General features: G+C 70.1%; 16 protein-coding genes and 5 tRNA genes. 3 read left to right on the top strand and 18 right to left on the bottom strand.

Annotated elements, in window-relative coordinates; all coding sequences use genetic code 11:
• Positions 1–40: 40 nt before the first annotated feature.
• Positions 41–541: an RICIN domain-containing protein gene (locus tag ACFXI3_RS27060; protein ID WP_378403162.1), complete on the top strand. Its 501-nt coding sequence runs from the start codon at positions 41–43 to the stop codon at positions 539–541.
• Between the two features lie 367 nt (positions 542–908).
• On the opposite strand, the gene ACFXI3_RS27055 is transcribed toward ACFXI3_RS27060, so the two are convergent.
• Positions 909–1,898, bottom strand: coding sequence for an AraC family transcriptional regulator (locus tag ACFXI3_RS27055; protein WP_378403156.1), 990 nt, complete (start codon positions 1,896–1,898; stop codon positions 909–911).
• 124 nt (positions 1,899–2,022) lie between these two features.
• Here ACFXI3_RS27055 and ACFXI3_RS27050 point away from each other — a divergent pair, with 124 nt between their 5' ends.
• Positions 2,023–2,871 (top strand): NmrA family NAD(P)-binding protein, encoded by an 849-nt coding sequence (locus tag ACFXI3_RS27050; protein WP_344275269.1) that lies wholly within the window; start codon positions 2,023–2,025, stop codon positions 2,869–2,871.
• Positions 2,872–2,944: 73 nt separating this feature from the next.
• Here ACFXI3_RS27050 and ACFXI3_RS27045 read toward each other — a convergent pair whose 3' ends face one another.
• The 11 genes from ACFXI3_RS27045 to ACFXI3_RS26995 form a co-directional block, all read right to left on the bottom strand.
• Positions 2,945–3,730, bottom strand: a complete 786-nt coding sequence (locus ACFXI3_RS27045) for an enoyl-CoA hydratase/isomerase family protein (RefSeq protein WP_378403154.1) — start codon at positions 3,728–3,730, stop codon at positions 2,945–2,947.
• The gene (locus ACFXI3_RS27040; protein ID WP_378403153.1) at positions 3,723–4,910 is read right to left on the bottom strand and encodes a CaiB/BaiF CoA transferase family protein; all 1,188 of its coding nucleotides are present in this window, start codon (positions 4,908–4,910) and stop codon (positions 3,723–3,725) included. The genes ACFXI3_RS27045 and ACFXI3_RS27040 overlap by 8 nt, the downstream gene beginning before the upstream one ends.
• A complete protein-coding gene (locus tag ACFXI3_RS27035; protein WP_378403151.1) occupies positions 4,907–6,436 on the bottom strand; it encodes a class I adenylate-forming enzyme family protein in 1,530 nt (509 codons plus the stop codon). The genes ACFXI3_RS27040 and ACFXI3_RS27035 overlap by 4 nt, the downstream gene beginning before the upstream one ends.
• Complete coding sequence (locus ACFXI3_RS27030; RefSeq protein WP_378403149.1) at positions 6,426–7,526, bottom strand: extracellular solute-binding protein; 1,101 nt, start codon at positions 7,524–7,526, stop codon at positions 6,426–6,428. Before ACFXI3_RS27030 ends, ACFXI3_RS27035 begins: the two co-directional genes overlap by 11 nt.
• Positions 7,527–7,542: 16 nt before the next feature.
• Positions 7,543–8,865 carry an MFS transporter gene (locus ACFXI3_RS27025; RefSeq protein ID WP_344275283.1) on the bottom strand — a complete coding sequence of 441 codons (1,323 nt, stop codon included), beginning with the start codon at positions 8,863–8,865 and terminating at the stop codon, positions 7,543–7,545.
• Between the two features lie 155 nt (positions 8,866–9,020).
• Entirely contained in the window at positions 9,021–10,064 is a 1,044-nt protein-coding gene (locus tag ACFXI3_RS27020) for a LacI family DNA-binding transcriptional regulator (protein ID WP_378403147.1), read from the bottom strand.
• Positions 10,065–10,118: 54 nt separating this feature from the next.
• Positions 10,119–10,505, bottom strand: coding sequence for a hypothetical protein (locus tag ACFXI3_RS27015; RefSeq protein ID WP_378403145.1), 387 nt, complete (start codon positions 10,503–10,505; stop codon positions 10,119–10,121).
• Positions 10,502–11,440 carry a metallophosphoesterase family protein gene (locus ACFXI3_RS27010; RefSeq protein WP_378403143.1) on the bottom strand — a complete coding sequence of 313 codons (939 nt, stop codon included), beginning with the start codon at positions 11,438–11,440 and terminating at the stop codon, positions 10,502–10,504. Before ACFXI3_RS27010 ends, ACFXI3_RS27015 begins: the two co-directional genes overlap by 4 nt.
• Positions 11,437–11,850, bottom strand: coding sequence for a cupredoxin domain-containing protein (locus ACFXI3_RS27005; protein ID WP_378403141.1), 414 nt, complete (start codon positions 11,848–11,850; stop codon positions 11,437–11,439). Before ACFXI3_RS27005 ends, ACFXI3_RS27010 begins: the two co-directional genes overlap by 4 nt.
• Before the next feature lie 38 nt (positions 11,851–11,888).
• A complete protein-coding gene (locus ACFXI3_RS27000) occupies positions 11,889–12,569 on the bottom strand; it encodes a ubiquinol-cytochrome c reductase iron-sulfur subunit (RefSeq protein WP_378403139.1) in 681 nt (226 codons plus the stop codon).
• A complete protein-coding gene (locus ACFXI3_RS26995) occupies positions 12,566–13,147 on the bottom strand; it encodes an RNA polymerase sigma factor (protein WP_354742221.1) in 582 nt (193 codons plus the stop codon). The genes ACFXI3_RS27000 and ACFXI3_RS26995 overlap by 4 nt, the downstream gene beginning before the upstream one ends.
• 113 nt (positions 13,148–13,260) lie before the next feature.
• Here ACFXI3_RS26995 and ACFXI3_RS26990 point away from each other — a divergent pair, with 113 nt between their 5' ends.
• Positions 13,261–14,532, top strand: a complete 1,272-nt coding sequence (locus ACFXI3_RS26990; protein ID WP_378403137.1) for a vanadium-dependent haloperoxidase — start codon at positions 13,261–13,263, stop codon at positions 14,530–14,532.
• Between the two features lie 154 nt (positions 14,533–14,686).
• Here the strand turns inward: ACFXI3_RS26990 and ACFXI3_RS26985 are convergent, their stop codons facing one another.
• The 6 genes from ACFXI3_RS26985 to ACFXI3_RS26960 all read right to left on the bottom strand — a co-directional run bounded on the left by ACFXI3_RS26985 (position 14,687) and on the right by ACFXI3_RS26960 (position 16,996).
• Positions 14,687–15,364: a TMEM175 family protein gene (locus ACFXI3_RS26985; RefSeq protein WP_378403135.1), complete on the bottom strand. Its 678-nt coding sequence runs from the start codon at positions 15,362–15,364 to the stop codon at positions 14,687–14,689.
• Positions 15,365–16,448: 1,084 nt separating this feature from the next.
• Positions 16,449–16,522 (bottom strand) — tRNA-Lys (locus ACFXI3_RS26980).
• A 21-nt stretch (positions 16,523–16,543) separates the two neighbouring features.
• Positions 16,544–16,615, bottom strand: a tRNA-Gln gene (locus tag ACFXI3_RS26975).
• 4 nt (positions 16,616–16,619) lie between these two features.
• Positions 16,620–16,691, bottom strand: a tRNA-Gln gene (locus ACFXI3_RS26970).
• A gap of 131 nt (positions 16,692–16,822) precedes the next feature.
• Positions 16,823–16,896: transfer RNA gene (locus ACFXI3_RS26965), tRNA-Arg, on the bottom strand.
• 27 nt (positions 16,897–16,923) lie between these two features.
• Positions 16,924–16,996: transfer RNA gene (locus ACFXI3_RS26960), tRNA-Gly, on the bottom strand.
• Positions 16,997–17,065: the final 69 nt, after the last annotated feature.

Raw genomic sequence — 17,065 nt, 5'->3', positions numbered from 1 at the left:
TTTTTATACTCCACTGTTGGGTATTTACTTCAACCTCTCCGTGTGGCCATTTTTTGGGGGGGTGGGGGCGGCGGGCCCCGCCGCCGGGGGTTGGCCCCGGCCCCCCGCCGCCAGCACGGCCACGTCAGGGCTGTCGCCGCACACTGTCGGCCCGACTCGGCTCCGGAACGATTCCAGCGGGATGTGCCTCGCGATCTGGCACACCAGCGAGGAAGGCGCCCTGGTGTTCCAGTCCCCGTGCCATGCGGAGTTCAGCGACCAGTACTGGACCTACCAGAACGACCTGACGCTGGTGAACAAGTTCAGCGGCAAGTGCCTCGCGATCCGGCACGCCGTTGACGAGGACCCCAGAACGTTCCAAGCCTCCTGCCATCCGGAGTCAGCCGACCAACGCTGGTTCGCGCCGGGAGACGGGACGCTTCGCAACCAGCTCAGCGGCAAGTGCCTCGCACTCCGGCACCCTGACGAGGACGGCGACGCCGCGGTGCAGGCCTCCTGCCGTCCGCGAGCCGCCGAACAGAGATGGGCGGTCATCGGCTAGCTGACCGGTGTCCGGGTCGCGAAGAAATCAGGCGTGCCGGAACGCGGCGCACCCGCCGGTTGTCCCGGCATGCCTGCCCGGAGAAATGGGTACTGGCGAACGATCGAACGAAATCGCCCCTATTCCGGAGACAGCGGAGTTCTTCGGAGTGGAATTGACAGTGGCTGAAGTCGGCAATGCGGCGACCCAGGCGAACGGCAATGACGCCGCCTAACCTGTTCGCTGGGAGCAGCAGCCGGACATTGATCACAAGAAAGCACCCCCGTGATGCGCCCGAAACGCGACCAGAGCGGAATTTCGGCGGAGCAGCCGGCGCCGTCGTCGCCCCAGCACCGGCTGCGGCACCGGACCGCCGCCCGACCACGAGTCATTGCCGCGGATCAGCCGCGCCCTCACTGCGGCGGTGCATCGCGCGATAGCGACCAGGAGCATGACCCACGACCCGCTTGAAAGCGCGCGCGAAGGCGAATTCCGAGTCGTACCCGACCTTCCGGGCGATCTGGCGCAGGGGTGCTTGGCCCTCGCGCAGCAGCCGCGCGGCCACGGTCATCCGCCAGATGCCGAGGTACTCCATGGGGGTGTGGCCGGTCGTCGACGTGAATCGGCGGCTGAACCGGGCACGCGGGAAGCCGACGGCGTGCGCGAGCGCCTCGACGGTCCAGGGTTTGCCGGGGTCGTCGTGCAAGAGCGCGAGTGCGGGGCCGACTGCGGGGTCGTGGAGGGCGTGGGCCCATCCGACCAGCTGGTCGGGCTGGCCGAGAAACCAGGACCTCAGGGTGTAGGTGAACAGCAGGTCGAGCAGCGAGGCCACCACGGCGGGCGTGCCGCGGCCGGCCTGGTCGACCTCGGTGGTGAGCAGGTGGACGGCGGCGGCGAGGCAGGTGCCGCGCATCTGGCTCGCTGTCACGTGCACGACGTCGGGCAACGAGGCGATGAACGGGTGCTGCGGCGCCGGTTCGAGCAGGTACGCGCCGCAGACCAGGACGGTCTCGGGGCCGTCGCCCTCGATGACGAGGTCGGTGGCCGACAGTTCCTCCAGGTCGGCGCCGAACAGTTCTCGCACGGTAGGAGCCGGCTGGCCTGGGGTGTCGGCGGCAACGTGTCCGGCGCCGGACGGAAGCAACGCGACGTCCCCTTGGGCGAGATGCAGCGCCTGGCCGCCGTCGGGGACCAGCACGCAGGAACCGGCGATCACGACGTAGATGGTGGCGATCGACCGCGACTCGAACGCGATGCCCCAGGGCGCACGCAGCAGCGCCCTGCCGTAGACGACGCCGCCGCGCCGGAGGGCGGCGACGATGTCGCCCACGACCTCGGCCACATGGTCGCGCTCACGGCCGACCGCCTTCACCGTCATACCCGATTCGCTCCGGCACGGCGCCGATCGGATATGAATCTGGCGAGAACTGTCATGGCGTGCGTCGATGACCCATTCATACGGTGATGTGGTTGCCGATTCGACCTTACCTTGCGAGGAGCGCGTGCCAACCACAGTTCTTGTTCTCGGCGCGACCGGCCGCACCGGGCGCCGCGTGGTGTCCTTGCTGGCCGAACGGGGACACGCGATCCGGGCGGCGAGCCGGACGCCGGGGAGACCGGAGGGTTCGGTGACGCCGGTCCGCTTCGACTGGAGCGACCCGGCGACCTACCAGCCCGCCCTGGAAGGCGTGGACGCGATCTACCAGTGGTTCCCGATCCGCCCCGACACCACGGCAGAGGTCGCGGCGCTGCTGGACGACGCCAAGAGCGCCGGGGTTCGCCGCGTCGTTCACCTGTCGAACATGACGGCGCATCTGTCCGGAGAATGCTTCCCGACGCACGGGGTCGAGCGCTTCCTCGAAACCGGGCCGGTGCCCGCGACGATCCTGCGTCCCAACGTCTTCGCCGAGAACTTCTCCGAACACCCCGCGATCCTGCAGGGCATCCGCACCGGCGTCGTCTCGGTTCCCGCGGGCGAGGGCCGGGTGGCGCCGATCTCCGTCGAGGACATCGCCGCCGTCGCCGCGGCCGCGCTGACCCAGGGCGGACATCAGCACCAGACCTACTCCCTGACCGGACCCCATTCGCTGTCCTTTTCGGACATGGCCGCGATCGTGGCCGAGGCCGCGGGAAAACCGGTGCGGTACCAGGCGATGGACCCGGCCGAGTTCCGCGAAGCCCTGCTCGGCGGAGGCACTCCCGGTCAGGTCGCGGACTTCTACGCCGCCATGTACGAAGGCATCCGCAACGACTGGGCCGCCGACGTGACCGACGACGTCCAGCGGATCACCGGACGGCCGCCGGTCTCCTTCGCCGACTATGCCCGCGCCGCGGCAGCCCTGTGGCGCTGACCAGCCGTTCCCCAGCCCGCTCGATATTCCACAGTGGACACTCCGAAGCGGACGACGAGCCAGCCCGACAGGGTCAGAAACGTCCGAACGCAGGCGGGCGTTTCTGGATGAACGCGTCGATGCCCTCCCTCGCGTCCGGAGTGTCGAACAACCTGCCCAGCGCTGATTGGTCCTCGGCGAGCGCCGTCTCCAGATCCTGCTCCGCCCCCTCGTCGATGCGTTGTTTCGCCGCGCGGGCGGCCTCGGCAGGCAGGAGCGCAAGCGTCGTGGCGAGTTCCAGCGCAGCGGCGGGCAGGTGGTCTGCGGCGACGACCTTCGCGACGACCCCGCGCGCGAGCGCCTCGTCCGGGTAGACGGTGCGTCCGGTCAGCACCAGTTCCTTCGTCCACCTCGGGCCGACCTGGCGGGCCAGTCGTTGCGGACCGCCTCCGCCGGGGATGAGGCCGAGTTTGATTTCCGGCAGGCCGAAGCGGGCGCTCTCCGAGCAGAGGATGACGTCGCAGCAGAGGGCGATCTCGAAACCGCCGCCGAAGGCGTAGCCGTTGACTGCGGCGATCGTCGGTTGCGGCAGTGCGCTCAGTGCGTCGAACACCACTCGCGAGCGTCGTTGGTATGCCTCGAATTCGGCGCGCGAGGAAGTGCCGTACTCGCCGATGTCCGCGCCCGCCACGAAGCCCTTGCCCGTTCCGGTCAGGATGACGGCGCGCACGGCTGGGGCGTCGCGCAGGGCCGTGATCTCGTTCCCCAGAGCCGCGATCAGCGAACCGGAGAAGGCACCGAGCTTGTCCTCGCGCTCGATCCGCAGGATCCGGACCGCGCCCTCGTCGCGCACGACCAGGTTGGGGTGGACGTCAGTCATGGGCGGCACTCCTCGCAGCCGGGGTCGTGAAGCGGGCGATCTCTTCGTCGGTCAGCACCTCGCGCAGCACCTCCGCGGTGTGCTCGCCGGCCCGTGGCGGGGCCGAGCGGAGCTGCCACGGCGTCTCGCTGAGGGTGACGGGACATCCGATCAGCGAGATCGGGGATCCGTCCGGACCTTCGGTCGTGATCAGGAGGTCCGAATCCTGCTCCCGCAACTCGGCGACGGCCTCCGCGGTCGTCCGCACGCGCGCCGCCCAGAGTCCTGCGGCGCCCAGAGTCTGGACCCAATGCGCGGCGGGCTCCTTGCGCACGAGCGACTCCAGGCGACGTTTGACCTCGTCCCGGTCCGCCCAGGCGTCGAGATCGGCGAGCGACGGGTCGCCCACTACGTCCGCGACGACGTCCAGCGGGGCCATCGCCAGCGCGATCCAGCCGTCCTGTGCCGCGTAGACGCCGAACGGCGCCGACAGCCACGCCTGGCCGATGCCTTCCGCGGACCGCTCGTAGCCGCCGCTCTGGTTGAGGAATGCCGAGATTTCCTGGCACTGCATGGCGATGGCGGTCGAGTAGAGGTCCACCTCGACGCGCTGCCCGATCCCGTGCCGCTCCCGCGCGACGAGCGCCGCGAGGATCCCGTTCGCGAGCGTGAGCGCGGTGGCGTGGTCGACGATCGCCGTCCCCGCGGGCGTCGGCGGGTCGCCGCGCCGGCCGGTGGCCGCTGCCAGTCCCGACATCGCCTGGATGAGGAGGTCCTGCCCGGGACGGCGTTCGCGCGCGAACGGCGTGTCCTGCCCCCAGCCCGACCCGGAGCAGTAGACGACGTCGGGCCGCACCGCGCGGATGTCGTCGTAGCCCAGTCCCAGTTTGTCCATGACCCCGGGGCGGAAGTTCTCCACCACGACATCGCACGTCGCCGCGAGGCGCAGCAGCGCGTCCCGTGCGGCGGGGTCCTTGAGATCCAGTGCGAGCGACCGTTTGTTGCGGTTCATCGCGAGATACGCGGCCGATTCCCCGGCGACCAGGCCGCCCATCATCTCCAGCGAGCGTTCCCACTCCCCCTCGGGGCGCTCCACCTTGATGACGTCCGCGCCGAGGTCGGCGAGCATCTGCGTCCCGTACGGGCCGAGCATCATCTGCGTGAAGTCGAGGATGCGGATCCCTTCGAGCGCCTGGGTCATGCGTCTGCCTCCTTCGTCGGGGGCTCTGGCGCGACGGAGTCCCGCAGGGCCCGCCGGTCGACTTTGCCGTAGTGGTTGCGCGGCAAGCTGTTCCGCACATGGACGTGCCGCGGCTTCTTGTACGAGGCGATGGCGCCCGCGCACGCCTCGCGCAGGGTCGTCGCCAGGATTTCCGGGTCCCGCAGCGCGTCGTCGGCGACGACCACGAACGCGTGCACCGCCTCGCCCCACTCGGGGTCCGGCACGCCTGCCACGGCGACTTCGGCCACCCCCGGGACCCGCTCGATGACCCGTTCGACTTCGCGCGGCTGGATGTTGTACCCGCCGGAGACGATGACGTCGGAGCTGCGCCCGATCACGTACAGATAGCCGTCGTCATCGATCCGGGCCAGGTCGCCGGTGGAGAACCATCCGTTGGACAGCACCTTCGCGTCGAGGTCGGGCCGATGCCAGTACCCCGGCATGACGACAGAGCCCCGCACCGCGAGGACCCCGTCGTCCACACGATGCTCGACGCCGCCGACGAACCTGCCCGCCGACGCAAGGCGGCTCGAGTCCGACCCGGCGGCGGATTCGTCGTGATCAGCCGGTGTCAGCACGGAAAGCGGCGCGAGAGCTTCGGCGAGCCCGTAGAACTGGGTGAGCACGCCTGGGAACCGATGGGACGCGCGGATCAGCACGTCGGTGCTCACGGCGGAGCCGCCGTACGGGAGGCAGCGGAGGTGCCGTCCGCTCGCAGGCCGTGCTGCCGCCGCTTCGACGAGACGCGCCAGCAGGACCGGCACCAGCGGCACGATCGTTCCGTCGTGTCGGTCGACCAGGTCGAGGACGGTTCCGGCGTCGAATCGCCGTTCGATCACTGTCCGAGCGCCTTGGATGAAGCAGTCGAGGGCGACCGACCCGGCGAAATGGGCCGCCGGGGCCGCGAGGACCACCGTGTCTGCCTCCGTCACTGGAGGCAGACACGCGAGCGAGTGCCGGGTTCGCGCCACCCAGGCGCCTTGCGTGACTACTGCGGCCTTCGGTGCGCCGGTGGTGCCCGAGCTGTACATCAGCATTGCGACGTCGTCATCTTGCGGGCGTGCCGGTGTTGTCGTCTGCTCGTCGCCAACGGCGGGCGGACGGTCTGCATCCAGGCCGACGACGACGGTGCGGGCGCCAGCGTCGTGCAGGGCGGCCCGCAGCAGGTCGGCTTGTCCAGGGTCGGCGCACACGACGGCCGCCTGTGCGTCGAGGCAGATCGCGGCGACCTCCCGGACATGGAGCCGCGCGGAGACGGCGACCCGGACCAGGCCGAATCCGAGCAGCGCCTGATCGAGCAGCCGGGTCGTCACACCGTTCTCGAGATGCACGACGACGCGATCTCCGTTGGCAGCGCCATGTTCGAGGATCAGGGCGTAGAGGCCTCGCGCGAGCCTGGCCGTTTCGGCGAACGTCAGCCAGCGTCCGTCGTGAAGCAGGGCGGGCGCCGCGCCGTGTGCCTCATAGGTGTGGTCGAGGATCTCCGGCAGAGTGTCAGCCGACATGCGCACCGGCCCACAAGTTGTTGAGGCGCACAACAATCCGCGCGTCATCGGTTCCTCCGCGGACCATGTCGTGCAGCGCGGATGCCGCCACGCGCTGGTACCGCGGGTAAGCCGGAACGCGCGGGCGGAGGAACGACTGCTGCATGGTCGAAAGCGTGCTGCTGAAGAATCCTCCGGCGAGCGGGTCGTGCCAGGCACGAGCTGCGGCGGGCTGGCCGCCCGCAGCCAGGTAAGTCCCAGCCTGCACTTCCGGGGACGTGGCGAAAACAACGAAATCCGCCGCTTCCTGCGGCCGGGCCGATCGTGCTGACACGGCGAGGCCCACCCCGCCGGTGAGCGACCCCGTTGCCGTCCTCCCGGCCGCGACCGGCGCGTCCGAGAACACGACGCGCCGGTCGAGTGCGTAAGTGCTGTAGCCGAAAACCAGCGGCGTGTACAGCGCGGGCCCGGCGCCTGCGAGTTCGTCGAGCACCTGGATCGGGTTCGCGTCGAACGACCTCTCGGGCAGCAGCGCCAGCACCTCGCGCAGCAATGCCAATGCCGCTAACGCGGTGTCGACGTCCAGCCCGTCGTCACCCCACCAGCCGGGCAAGTCGCCCGGACAGACGGCTTCGCACATCGACAGCAGAGTGCCCCACAGATGCGTGGGATTCCCGGCGAGCAGAGTGCGAGCGGGTCCGAGCGCGGCCAGGTGCTCGACGACGTCCTGCCACGTGCGCGGGAGTTCGGTCCCGGCCCTGGCCGCACTCACCATGCAAGCCGCGTCGACCGGCAGGGCCATGAGCTGGTTCTCCCAGACATAGCTGCGAAGACTCGGCCCGACGTAGGCCGCCGCCCGCTCCTCGAGGATCTCCGACGGCAACGGTGCGAGAGCGCCGGCGCGCACGGCGTTTCCCACGTGCGGATGGTCGATCGCCAGGATGTCGAACTCGTCCGCCAGTTCGTCGAGCGGGACGTCCTCGAACTCCTCGAGCGTCCGCGCGGTCCACTCGACCGAGATGCCCGTGCGGGATTCGTATTCCGCGGACGTGCGGACGATGGGGTCGATGGCGCGGGGGTGATCCCACGTGAGCCCCCGTAGGCGCGTCATGGCCTGGTTTCTCCTGTCAGTCGTGATGGACGGGGCTGGCCGGGCGCGCTGCCCGCGGCTCCGGATCGCGCGCCCGGCCGCGCTGGTGGATGCCGACGGCGACCAGGCCGGCGATCGCCACGACCTGCAGCACGACCAGGTAGTACGCGGGTGCGAGGAGCGACCCGGTGGACGACACGAGCGCCACCACGATGTAGGGCGCGACGCCGCCGAACGCCGCGTTCGCCACCGCGTAGACGATGCTGAGGAACGAGGTCCGCACGCTGCCCGGGGCGAGTTCCGCCAAGAGCGCGGGCGTCGGACCGGCCACCAGACCGAGCGACGCGGCGAACAACAGCACCGCGGCGCCGATCGCGACGGTCGATCCCGCGATGAGCAACTGGTAGCCGGGGACCGCCACGACGGCGAGCAAGAGCGCGCCTGCCAGCATGACCTTCCAGCGCGCGAACTTGTCCGACAACCAGCCGCCGAGCACGACGAACGCCGCGTACGCGCTGAGGCCGACCAGCGACGCGGTCAGGCCCTGACTGATTGGCCGCTTCAGGACGCCCTCAAAGAACGTCGGCAGGAACTGGAGCGTGACGTAGCCGCCCGCCGTCCACGACACGATCGCCGCCGTGCCCGCGATGATCATGCGCCAGCTCGAGCGGAAGACCTCCTTGATCGGAGCCTCCTCCAGCGTGCCGGTCGCCTGAAGCTCGGTGAAGGCAGGCGACTCGTCGATCCGCCGCCGGATGTACCACCCCGCGAGGCCGAGCGGCAGCGAAAGCAAGAACGGGATCCGCCACCCGAAGCCGTGCAGGAACTCTTCGCTCATCACTGAGGTGAGCGCGGTGCCCAGACCTGCGGAAACCGCCAGTGCGGCCACGATGCTCGCGGGCTGCGCCGAACCCATCAACCCCCGGCGCCGCCGGTCGGCGGACTCGAACAGCAGGGACGCCGCTCCCCCGAACTCGCCGCCCGCGGAGAACCCCTGCACGAGCCGGAGCACGGTGAGCGCGATCGGCGCCAGCGCCCCGACCTGGTCGTAGGTGGGCAGGACGCCGATCAACGCGGTGGCGACCGCCATCATCAAGATGACGACCGACAGGACCCAGCGCCTGCCGTGCCGGTCCCCGAGGTGCCCGAACACCAGCGCCCCCACCGGCCGCAGGACGAACGCGGCGGCGAAGATCGCCAAGGTCGCGAGCAAGCCCACGAACCCTTCGCTCTGCGGGAAGAAGACCTTCGCCAGAACGGCGGAGAAATACCCGTAGATCGCGAAGTCGTACCACTCGACGAAGTTTCCGGCGACGGCGGCCGCGACGATCCGCGGCCTGCTGCTGGGTGAGGTCGGCATGAGGCGTCTTCCTTGACGTGTGGGGAACGGTCCGGCGAGCGCACCGGGAGCACGAACAAGGCGACGGTAACACGTGTTACCACCGTGTCAAAGAGACTGTGTCAAAGAGGCAGCTTTGGACCCTCGTGGCGAATGGCGGGGCTTCGCGGCCGCCGTCAGCGAGCGGGAGAACCGTCTCTTGAACTGGACGTACGCGGCGGTGTCGTGGAGTCGCGAGCGACGATCCTCGGCTCCGGCTCGGTCACCTTGACCTGCTTGTCCACCGTCTGGCCGTCGAGCAGTTGCATCGCCGTCTCGACCGCGACCGCGCCCATCTCGCGCAACCCCATCCGGACGACGGTCAGTGCCGGCTCGAGGTAGGCGGCGTAAGGCATGTCGTGGAATCCGACGATCGACAGCTCCCCCGGCACCTCGATGCCGAGTTCCCGTGCCGCGATCAGCGCGCCCACCGCGGCTTGCACGCTGTGCACGACGATGCTCGACGGCAGCGGGCCGCCTTCCGCGAGGCGGAGCAGCGCACGGCGTCCGGCCTCGGGCTCGTGGCCGCCGTCCCCGACCCAGCGGTCGTCCAGTTCGAGGCCCAGCTCCCGCAGCCCGGCGACATGCCCGTCGACCCGGTCCGCGCCGCGCTGGGTCGACCCGTCCAGGTGCAGCAGGCCGATCTCCCGGTGTCCCAGGTCTGCCAGGTGCCGCACCGCGAGCATTCCGGCGGCGTGTTCGTCCGCGCTCACGCTTTGGTAATCGGCGGAACGCTCGTTGACCAGAACCGTCGGGATGCGCGCCGCGGCGGCACGAGCGATCGCGGCGTCGGAATCGTCGCCCGCGGGCAGCAGCAGGAGGGCGTCGATCGCATCGCTCGCGACAAACCGTCGGAAGGTCGCCGCGTCGCGGTGCAGCTCGGCGGCGTCGGCCAGCATGAGCACCGAACGGTGCCGGTTGATGGCTTCCTGCGCGCCCTTGATGACCTCGCTGTACACCGGGTTGCTCACGTCGTGCACCGCCAGCCCGATCGCACCGGCACGAGACTCGCGAAGCGCCTTCGCCGCGTGATGCGGGATGTAATCCAGCTCCGCGGCGGCTGCCAGCACGCGCTCGCGGGTCTCGGACCGGACCCGCAACGCCTTGTCGCCGTTGAGGATGCGCGAAACCACAGCGTGGGTCACACCCGCGAGGCGTGCTACATCCTTGATTGTCGGCACTCGTAGATCGTAACCGCCGCGTCGCGCAGGCGAGACCGTCAGCGATGAGCCGCATCAGGGTGACGACGCCGTCCTGACCGATCGACGCACCCGGTAAAGCGAAACCGCGACCAGGACGAGCACCGCGGCTTCCGTCAGGACGCTCAGCAAAGCCTCCGGCGCGGGCTGGAAACCCCGCTCGGAAAAGCCGAACAACCCGGTCGTCCGCGAAAGCACGAAGCCCGCCAAGGCACCCGCCGCCAGCGCGGCCGCCGCCAGCCGCAGCAGGAAGGGGCCGCCCACCGCCACCAGCACGGCGACCGCGAACGCCGCGGAAGCCTGAACGAGGAACGACGGCCCGATCACCGGGATCACGCGATAGCCGCCGACGTACAGCTGCGCGTGGAGATAGCCGCTTGCCGCGAGGCACACCGCCGTCGCGAGGCGGAGGACGGTGTTCATGCCAGCTTCACGTCCTTCACCGCCAGGCCTGGCCCGCCAGGGCGGTAGGACACTTCGCGGATGCCGAGCGCGTCCTTCAGCTTGCCCGCGGGCAGGGTCACCGGAGTCGGCGCCGGCCGCGTTCCCGGCTGGGGCAACGGATACGCGGTCGTCGTCGCGCTGTGGAAGGTGATGTTGCCTTCGGTCTTCGTGAACAGCTGGTGCACGTGCCCGTTGAGGCAGGTCACCGACGAGAACCGCCGCAGGTACGAGAGCGCCTGGGTCGCGTCGTCGGTTCCCCAGCCCCACGTCGGGTACATCGCGAACAGCGGGATGTGGCTGAACACCACGATCGGCGTGTCCGAGCCGAGCTTCGCGACGTCCTTGCGCACGAACTCCAGCTGGTCCGGGCCCAGATGGCCGAGTTTCTCCAGGCTCAACGTGTTGACCAGGGCGATGAAGTGGACGCCCTTGACGTCGAAGCTGTACCAGCCGTCGCCCGCCGTGCCCGCGCCGAACGCCTTGCGGTACTTCTGGCCGGCGTCGTCGATCGAGTCGTGCTCGCCGGGCACCGTGGACACGTGCCCGGTGTCGAGAGTGCTCATCATCTGCTTGACCTGGTCGAACTGGGCAGCCGTCGAAAGATGCGTCAGGTCGCCGGTGTGCATGACGAAGTCCGGGCGGTAGCCGAGCGCGTTGATCTGCGCGATGGCTGCCGAAAACGACGACTCGACGGCTGTGTTGGCGGGTCCGGTGAAGCCGAGGTGGCTGTCGCTGACCTGGATGAACCGCAACGCGTTCGGGTCGTCGATCGCGGCGGCGTCGCCCGGCGCGGCGATCCGGCTGATCACCTCGCCGCCGCTGACCGTCAGGACCACGGCCGCGCCGAACCACGCCGTGTGCCGCAGGAGCTGGCGCCGGGTCATCCCTTCCGGGCTGTGATCGTCTTCGGTCACGGGGTCACCGTCACGGTCGCCGTCATGAACGGGTGGATGGTGCACAGGTACTCGAACGTGCCAGGCGTGCTGAATGTGTACTGATAGGACTGTCCAGTTTGGAGGGTCGCTGACCGCAGCGGTCCGCCGGATCCCGTGCTGGTGACCGTGTGCGCGTCCTGGTCCTGGTTGGTCCAGGTGACGGTGGTGCCCTTCTTCACCGTCGTCGAGGCGGGAGCGAACGCGAAGTCCTTGATGGCCACGGCATTCGCCGTCGAGCTGGCGGCCGCGCTCGGCGACGGCGGCGGCGTCATCCCGGGCATTCCCGGCATCGACGTGATAGGCGCTGCCGGAGGCGGCGCGGCGGGAGGCGAAGCGGAGCAGGCCGCCAACGCCAGCACGCCCGCGGTGATGAGCAGGAAGTGTTTCACCCCAACGGATTTCCTCATACCAGGAATACGCGCGAGGGTTACGCTCCCTCCCCCGGCACCAGCACTTCGACGACGCCATTGGACTCGCGCACCACCAGGTGCGGCAGCGGCGGCGGGGTCACCGGCAGCTGGTGCGTGAGGACCGCGCCGTCGACGGCGAACGACGTCCGGTGGCACGGGCAGTTCAGCCGCCGGGCCGGCGCGTCCAGGTTCAGCCGGCAGCCGAGGTGCGTGCACGTCGCCGAAACCGCGCGCACCTGCCCGCCGGAGCGTTGCACGAACCCGGCGACGGACCCGAAGTCGAACGCCAGCACGCCGCCTTCGGGCAGGTCCTGCGCTGCGACAACAGCTCGCCACTGGCCGTTCTCGGGCCGCAGGGTCTTCTCTTCCGGGGGCGCGGCGGCAGGTTCGGCACCGGACGTCACCAAGTACTCGACGCCCGCGCCCGCCGCAGCCGCCACCGCGGCGGCCGAGGACACCTGGATGAACCGGCGCCGGTTGCCGCCCCGCACGGGCTCGGGTTCGCGCAGCTCCTGGGCGAGCCGTCGGTGCAGCGCGGCGACGAACTCCTCGCCCGCCGCCGCACCGCCGGGCCGGGCGGCGCGCAGCAGCACCGCGGTCCGCAGCTCGGCCTCGTCGCCGGGGCCGGCCTCGAACGGGCGCGGCCGGCGCCGGCGCAGGAGGTCCTTGACGAACCGGCGGACGCCTCGAGTGCTCACGTCTCCATCCCTTCCGCCAGCTGGGCCGCCTGGCGCAACGCGCGGTGCTGCAGCACCTTCGCGTTGCCGACGGTGGTGCCCAGCTCGGCCGCCGCCTCCTTCAATGAGCAGGCCTGCAGGAACCGCAGGCGCAGGATCCGGCCGTAGCGCTCGGGCAGCTGCGCGAGGATCGCCTCGGCGCGGGCGAGCACGCCCGGGTCCACGGTGTCCGCTTCGAACGCCGCGATGTCGCGCTCCTCGTCCAGGGCCGTGATCTCCCGGCCGAGCGTGCGCCGCCAGTGCCCGGCCAGCACCGTCCGCGCGGTGGCCAGCAGGTACGCCCGGACCTCGCCCACGCTCGCCGAGACCCGCAGCGGCCGCAACGCCGTCAGGAAGACCTCCGTGGTGAGGTCTTCCGCGTCGGGCCGGTTGCCGACCTTCGAGAACATCAGCCGGAACACGCGGTCGACGTTGTCGCGGTAGACCGCCTCCCAGTCCGGGTAGACGTCCGCGCCGACCGCGTGCAGCCGTGCGCGGGGCGCCGCGCCCGCCTCGTCCTGTTCGGCGCGTCTGCGCCGGAATCGCTGTGCCACCGGCACCGCCCGCCTTCTCCCCGCCGGTTTCTTCCCACCACCAGAGGGATACGAACCGGGGTTACGCGTAACCGGAGACCGTATCTGTGAGCGGAGTTTCCGACTACCCGGGGAGCGAAATGACCACATCGATGTCACGTCGGCAACTGCTCGTCACCGGAGGGGCGGCCGCCGCCGTGCTCGCCACCGCCAGCCTGCCGAGGCCCGCCGCCGCGGCGACGCCGATCCGATCGGGCGGCGCGGACATCGTCCTCGCCTGGAACCGTGAGCTGCTGGCGATCGTGCGCACGCCCGGCCTCCAACCTGCGACCGTGCACCCGACGCGCAGCTTCGCGCTGCTGCACGCGGCGATACACGACGCCGTCGTCGCGACCGCCGGCGACGGGCATTCGTACCTGTTCACGCTCGAGGTCCGGGGCCACGCGGCACCGGAAGCGGCTGCGGCGCAGGCCGCGCACGATGTCCTGGCCGCGCTCTACCCCACCCGGTCCGCGGAACTCGCGACCCTGCTGACCGGGCAGCTGACCGGCATCCCGCCGGCCGAGCGCGACCGCGGCGTGCGAGCCGGACGGCTGGTGGCCCGGTTGCTGCTCGGCCTGCGCGCGGACGACGGCTCCGCGGCGATCCCGCCGGTGCTGACGCCGGGAACGGCCCCCGGGCAGTACCGGCCGACGCCGCCCGCGTTCACGCCCGCGGTGTTCACCCATTGGCCCGACGTGACGCCATTCGTGCTCGACCGGGCCGGGCAATTCCGGCCCGGCCCGTACCCCGCGCTCGACAGCGCCCGGTACGCGAGAGCGCTGAACGAGGTCGCCGCGACGGGCCGGGACACGAGCGCTACTCGCACTGCGGACCAGGCCGTGCAGGCGCGGTTCTGGGCGGCGCCGATCTGGAACTACTGGAACGAGATCGCGCAGTCGGTCGTCGGCGGTTCGCACAGCAGCCTGCCCGACGCGGCCCGGGTGTTCGCACAGCTGAACCTGACCTTCGCCGACGCCGTGATCGCGTTCTACGAAGCGAAGTACCACTACCGGATCTGGCGGCCGATCACCGCGGTCCGCCTCGCCGCCGACGACGGAAACCCCGCGACGGACGCGATCCCGGACTGGTCGAGCCTCGCCACCACCCCGGCGGATCCGGCGTACCCCGGCGCGCACAGCGTCGTCTCGCAGGCGGGCGCGCAGGTCCTGCGCGAGGAGTACGGGCCGCGATGGACGCTGGAAGTCACGTCCGAGGCGTTGCCGGGCGTGGTCCGGCGGTTCAGCACGTTCCAGGACGTGGCCGACGAAGCGGGGTTGAGCCGCATCGCCGCTGGCGTGCACACCCGGCTTGACCACGACGCCGGCCGCCAGCTCGGCCGCGACGTCGCCGCGTTCGTCCTGTGCGCCTGACCTCCGCGTCATCCGCTCGATCGCGCGACTCTTTGCCGCCGTCGGATTGAGAACTTCGTCTCCCGCCTGGCTCAGCCGGGCGGGAGACGACATCGGCGACCGCCGCAGCGCGCGAGTCCAGCCACGTCGGCCTTCTCTTCATTCCGTCCGACGGTCAGCTGGCCCGCCGGCGCCGCTGGAGCACCCGCCTGCCGGGCATGACGAGCAGCACCAAGCTGTAGTACTGCAGCGCGGGCACGGCGAGCGCGAGGGCCAAAGCCAGGACCAGCGCCAGGACGTTGAGGTAGCTCTCCTGGTAGAGCTCCCGGAGCGTCTCCGGCTCTCGATCGTCCTCCTCCAGCAGCTCCGGGTCGGCTTTCAGGATCTTCAGCATCGCGAACCGGCACACCATGCTCGCCAGGAGCGTCGCGTAATAGAACACCGCCACGAACCGGTCGCGGCCGAAGGCGCCGATCATCTCCGTCGGGAGCGGCAGCACGACGACGGACAGCAACCACCCCATGTTCCACATCGTGAAGGGGCGGGTGACCCTCGCGACCGAGGAGAACGTCCGGTGATGCTCCCGCCAGATGTTCGCGATGACCGCGAAACTCAGCAGAAAGCTCCAGATCTGGTCGAAGTGACCGGTGATCACCTCGCTGGCGTGCCCGCGGGCGGAGGCGACCTCCGGGACGAGGTCGACCAGCGGCAGGATCAGCAAGGTGATCGAGATCGCGGTCACCGCGTCGGTGAACAGCACCAGCCGCTCCCCGGAGGCGCCGCCCTTGCTCTTGCCCGGCGCGGAAACTGGCTGCCCGGGCCCTCCCGCGCCGGTTTCGTCGCTGGCACTCATTGCGTGTCGCACCTTCCTCAGTCAGGCCCGCAGAACGGACTCTCACCGCTGGTGATACAAGGACCGCCGCCGGGATCACGGCCGCGACACGCCTGCCTGAGCGACACCGGCGCGGCAACTGCCCGGAAGTCCGTTCCGGAGTGGACGAACGGAACCACGGTTCCTTCGCGCACCTCGCGTTCCGCAGCGTCGTCGCCGGTTCTGGCCGCTCGGAGTCCCGGACTTCCTTCGCCGGAACTGCTCGCCGGTGACGCGTGCCTTCGAGCCGGTCAGCCGGCCGTCCGCGAAGCCGCTGGCGGCGACGACTCGTCGTCGCGGTTGAGGCGGTGCCCACGCTTGCCCGCTGCCCGTCGCGGGTCAGCCCGACCCAAGTCCTGCCACAGCGTCAGCGTCTCCCGTCTCCGGCGGGGCTCGGTGGCGAGCTCCGGACGGCAGGACGAACCCGAATCCGCTGTCGCCGGCCGAAGAGGTAGGTATTGACTCCGCCCACGATGAAGCCCAACGACAGCAGAAAGACGACCATGATCGCCAAGTCAATCGCCCACGGATCGTTGGTCTGGTCGCTGGTGCGCAGATCGTCGGGGCCTGGACGAAGCCCCGCCGCGAGGGGCGGTCGCCGTTCACCAGGATAACCGTGCCCTGCGCCCGAACTCCGTGGGCAGCAAGGTTGTCGGCACGTTGGTGCTGCATGGTCGCACCGGCACCGCACGCTATCAACAGCGCGACGCCGACGATGCCCAGAAGCACGCCCAGCCACCGCCAGCGAACGGTCCCCCACTCTCCCCGGCCAACGCTTTTCATGCCGACCCGCGCCGACGTCGGCTTCGCGTCTTCAACCAAGCGTAGAGCTGGCCCGCACCCCGGCGGAAGACCGCCGATCGCGAGCCACTAGGTCATGACGGAACGGGTCGCAGCCGAATGCCCCAAACCAGGATCACTGGCCGCAGCGGCAAAGAATATTGCGACGCGGTAGCTCCGCAATTGATCGAGTAGGTTGGTTTCGCGCCCTGGTGTCGGCGATCGCCCACGACTCCGACAGCACAAAACCCCAGGTCACCGACACCGGTGACCTGGGGTTCGAAAGTGGGCCGCCAGGGACTCGAACCCTGAACCCGCCGGGTAAAAGCCGGCTGCTCTGCGCGATTGAGCTAACGGCCCGCGCCGAGGCGGGAAGGAGAGCTGCCCGTCGAGGGTTCGAACCTCGGTTTCCGCGTCCAGAGCGCGGCGTCCTGCCAGTTGGACGAACGGGCACGGGCTCCCGGTCCAGGATTCGAACCTGGGCCCGCGGATCCAAAATCCGCGATGCTGCCGGTTACACCAACCGGGAACGCGCCATGGCCAGTCGGATGCCCGCGGATCGAACGCGGTGTCTCCTGGTCCCGAACCAGGCGGGGTCGCCGATGCCCCTCGCATCCGGGATGCCGGGCAGGCGCCGGCGCCCCCTCGGCGCCGGGCCCGTACCCCTGCCAGGACTCGAACCTGGCGCCTCCGCATTCGTAGTGCGGCGCTCTTTCCCGCTGAGCTACAGGGGTGTGCGTCCGGCACTAAGCCGGACCGCGAGCGGCCGGAGGGCATCGAACCCTCTTCTTCGGTTTGGAAGACCGACGTGTCCGCCGAGTTCACCACGACCGCAGGACGCGCCCTGACCAGGGCGCAGTGGTGAAGGAGGGAGTCGAACCCTCATTGCCCGCAACGGGCGCC

The sequence above is a fragment of the Amycolatopsis sp. NPDC059235 genome (genome assembly GCF_042754125.1).
In the GTDB taxonomy this organism is placed as follows: domain Bacteria; phylum Actinomycetota; class Actinomycetes; order Mycobacteriales; family Pseudonocardiaceae; genus Amycolatopsis; species Amycolatopsis albidoflava.
This window is presented reverse-complemented; position numbering and strand designations above follow the sequence as displayed.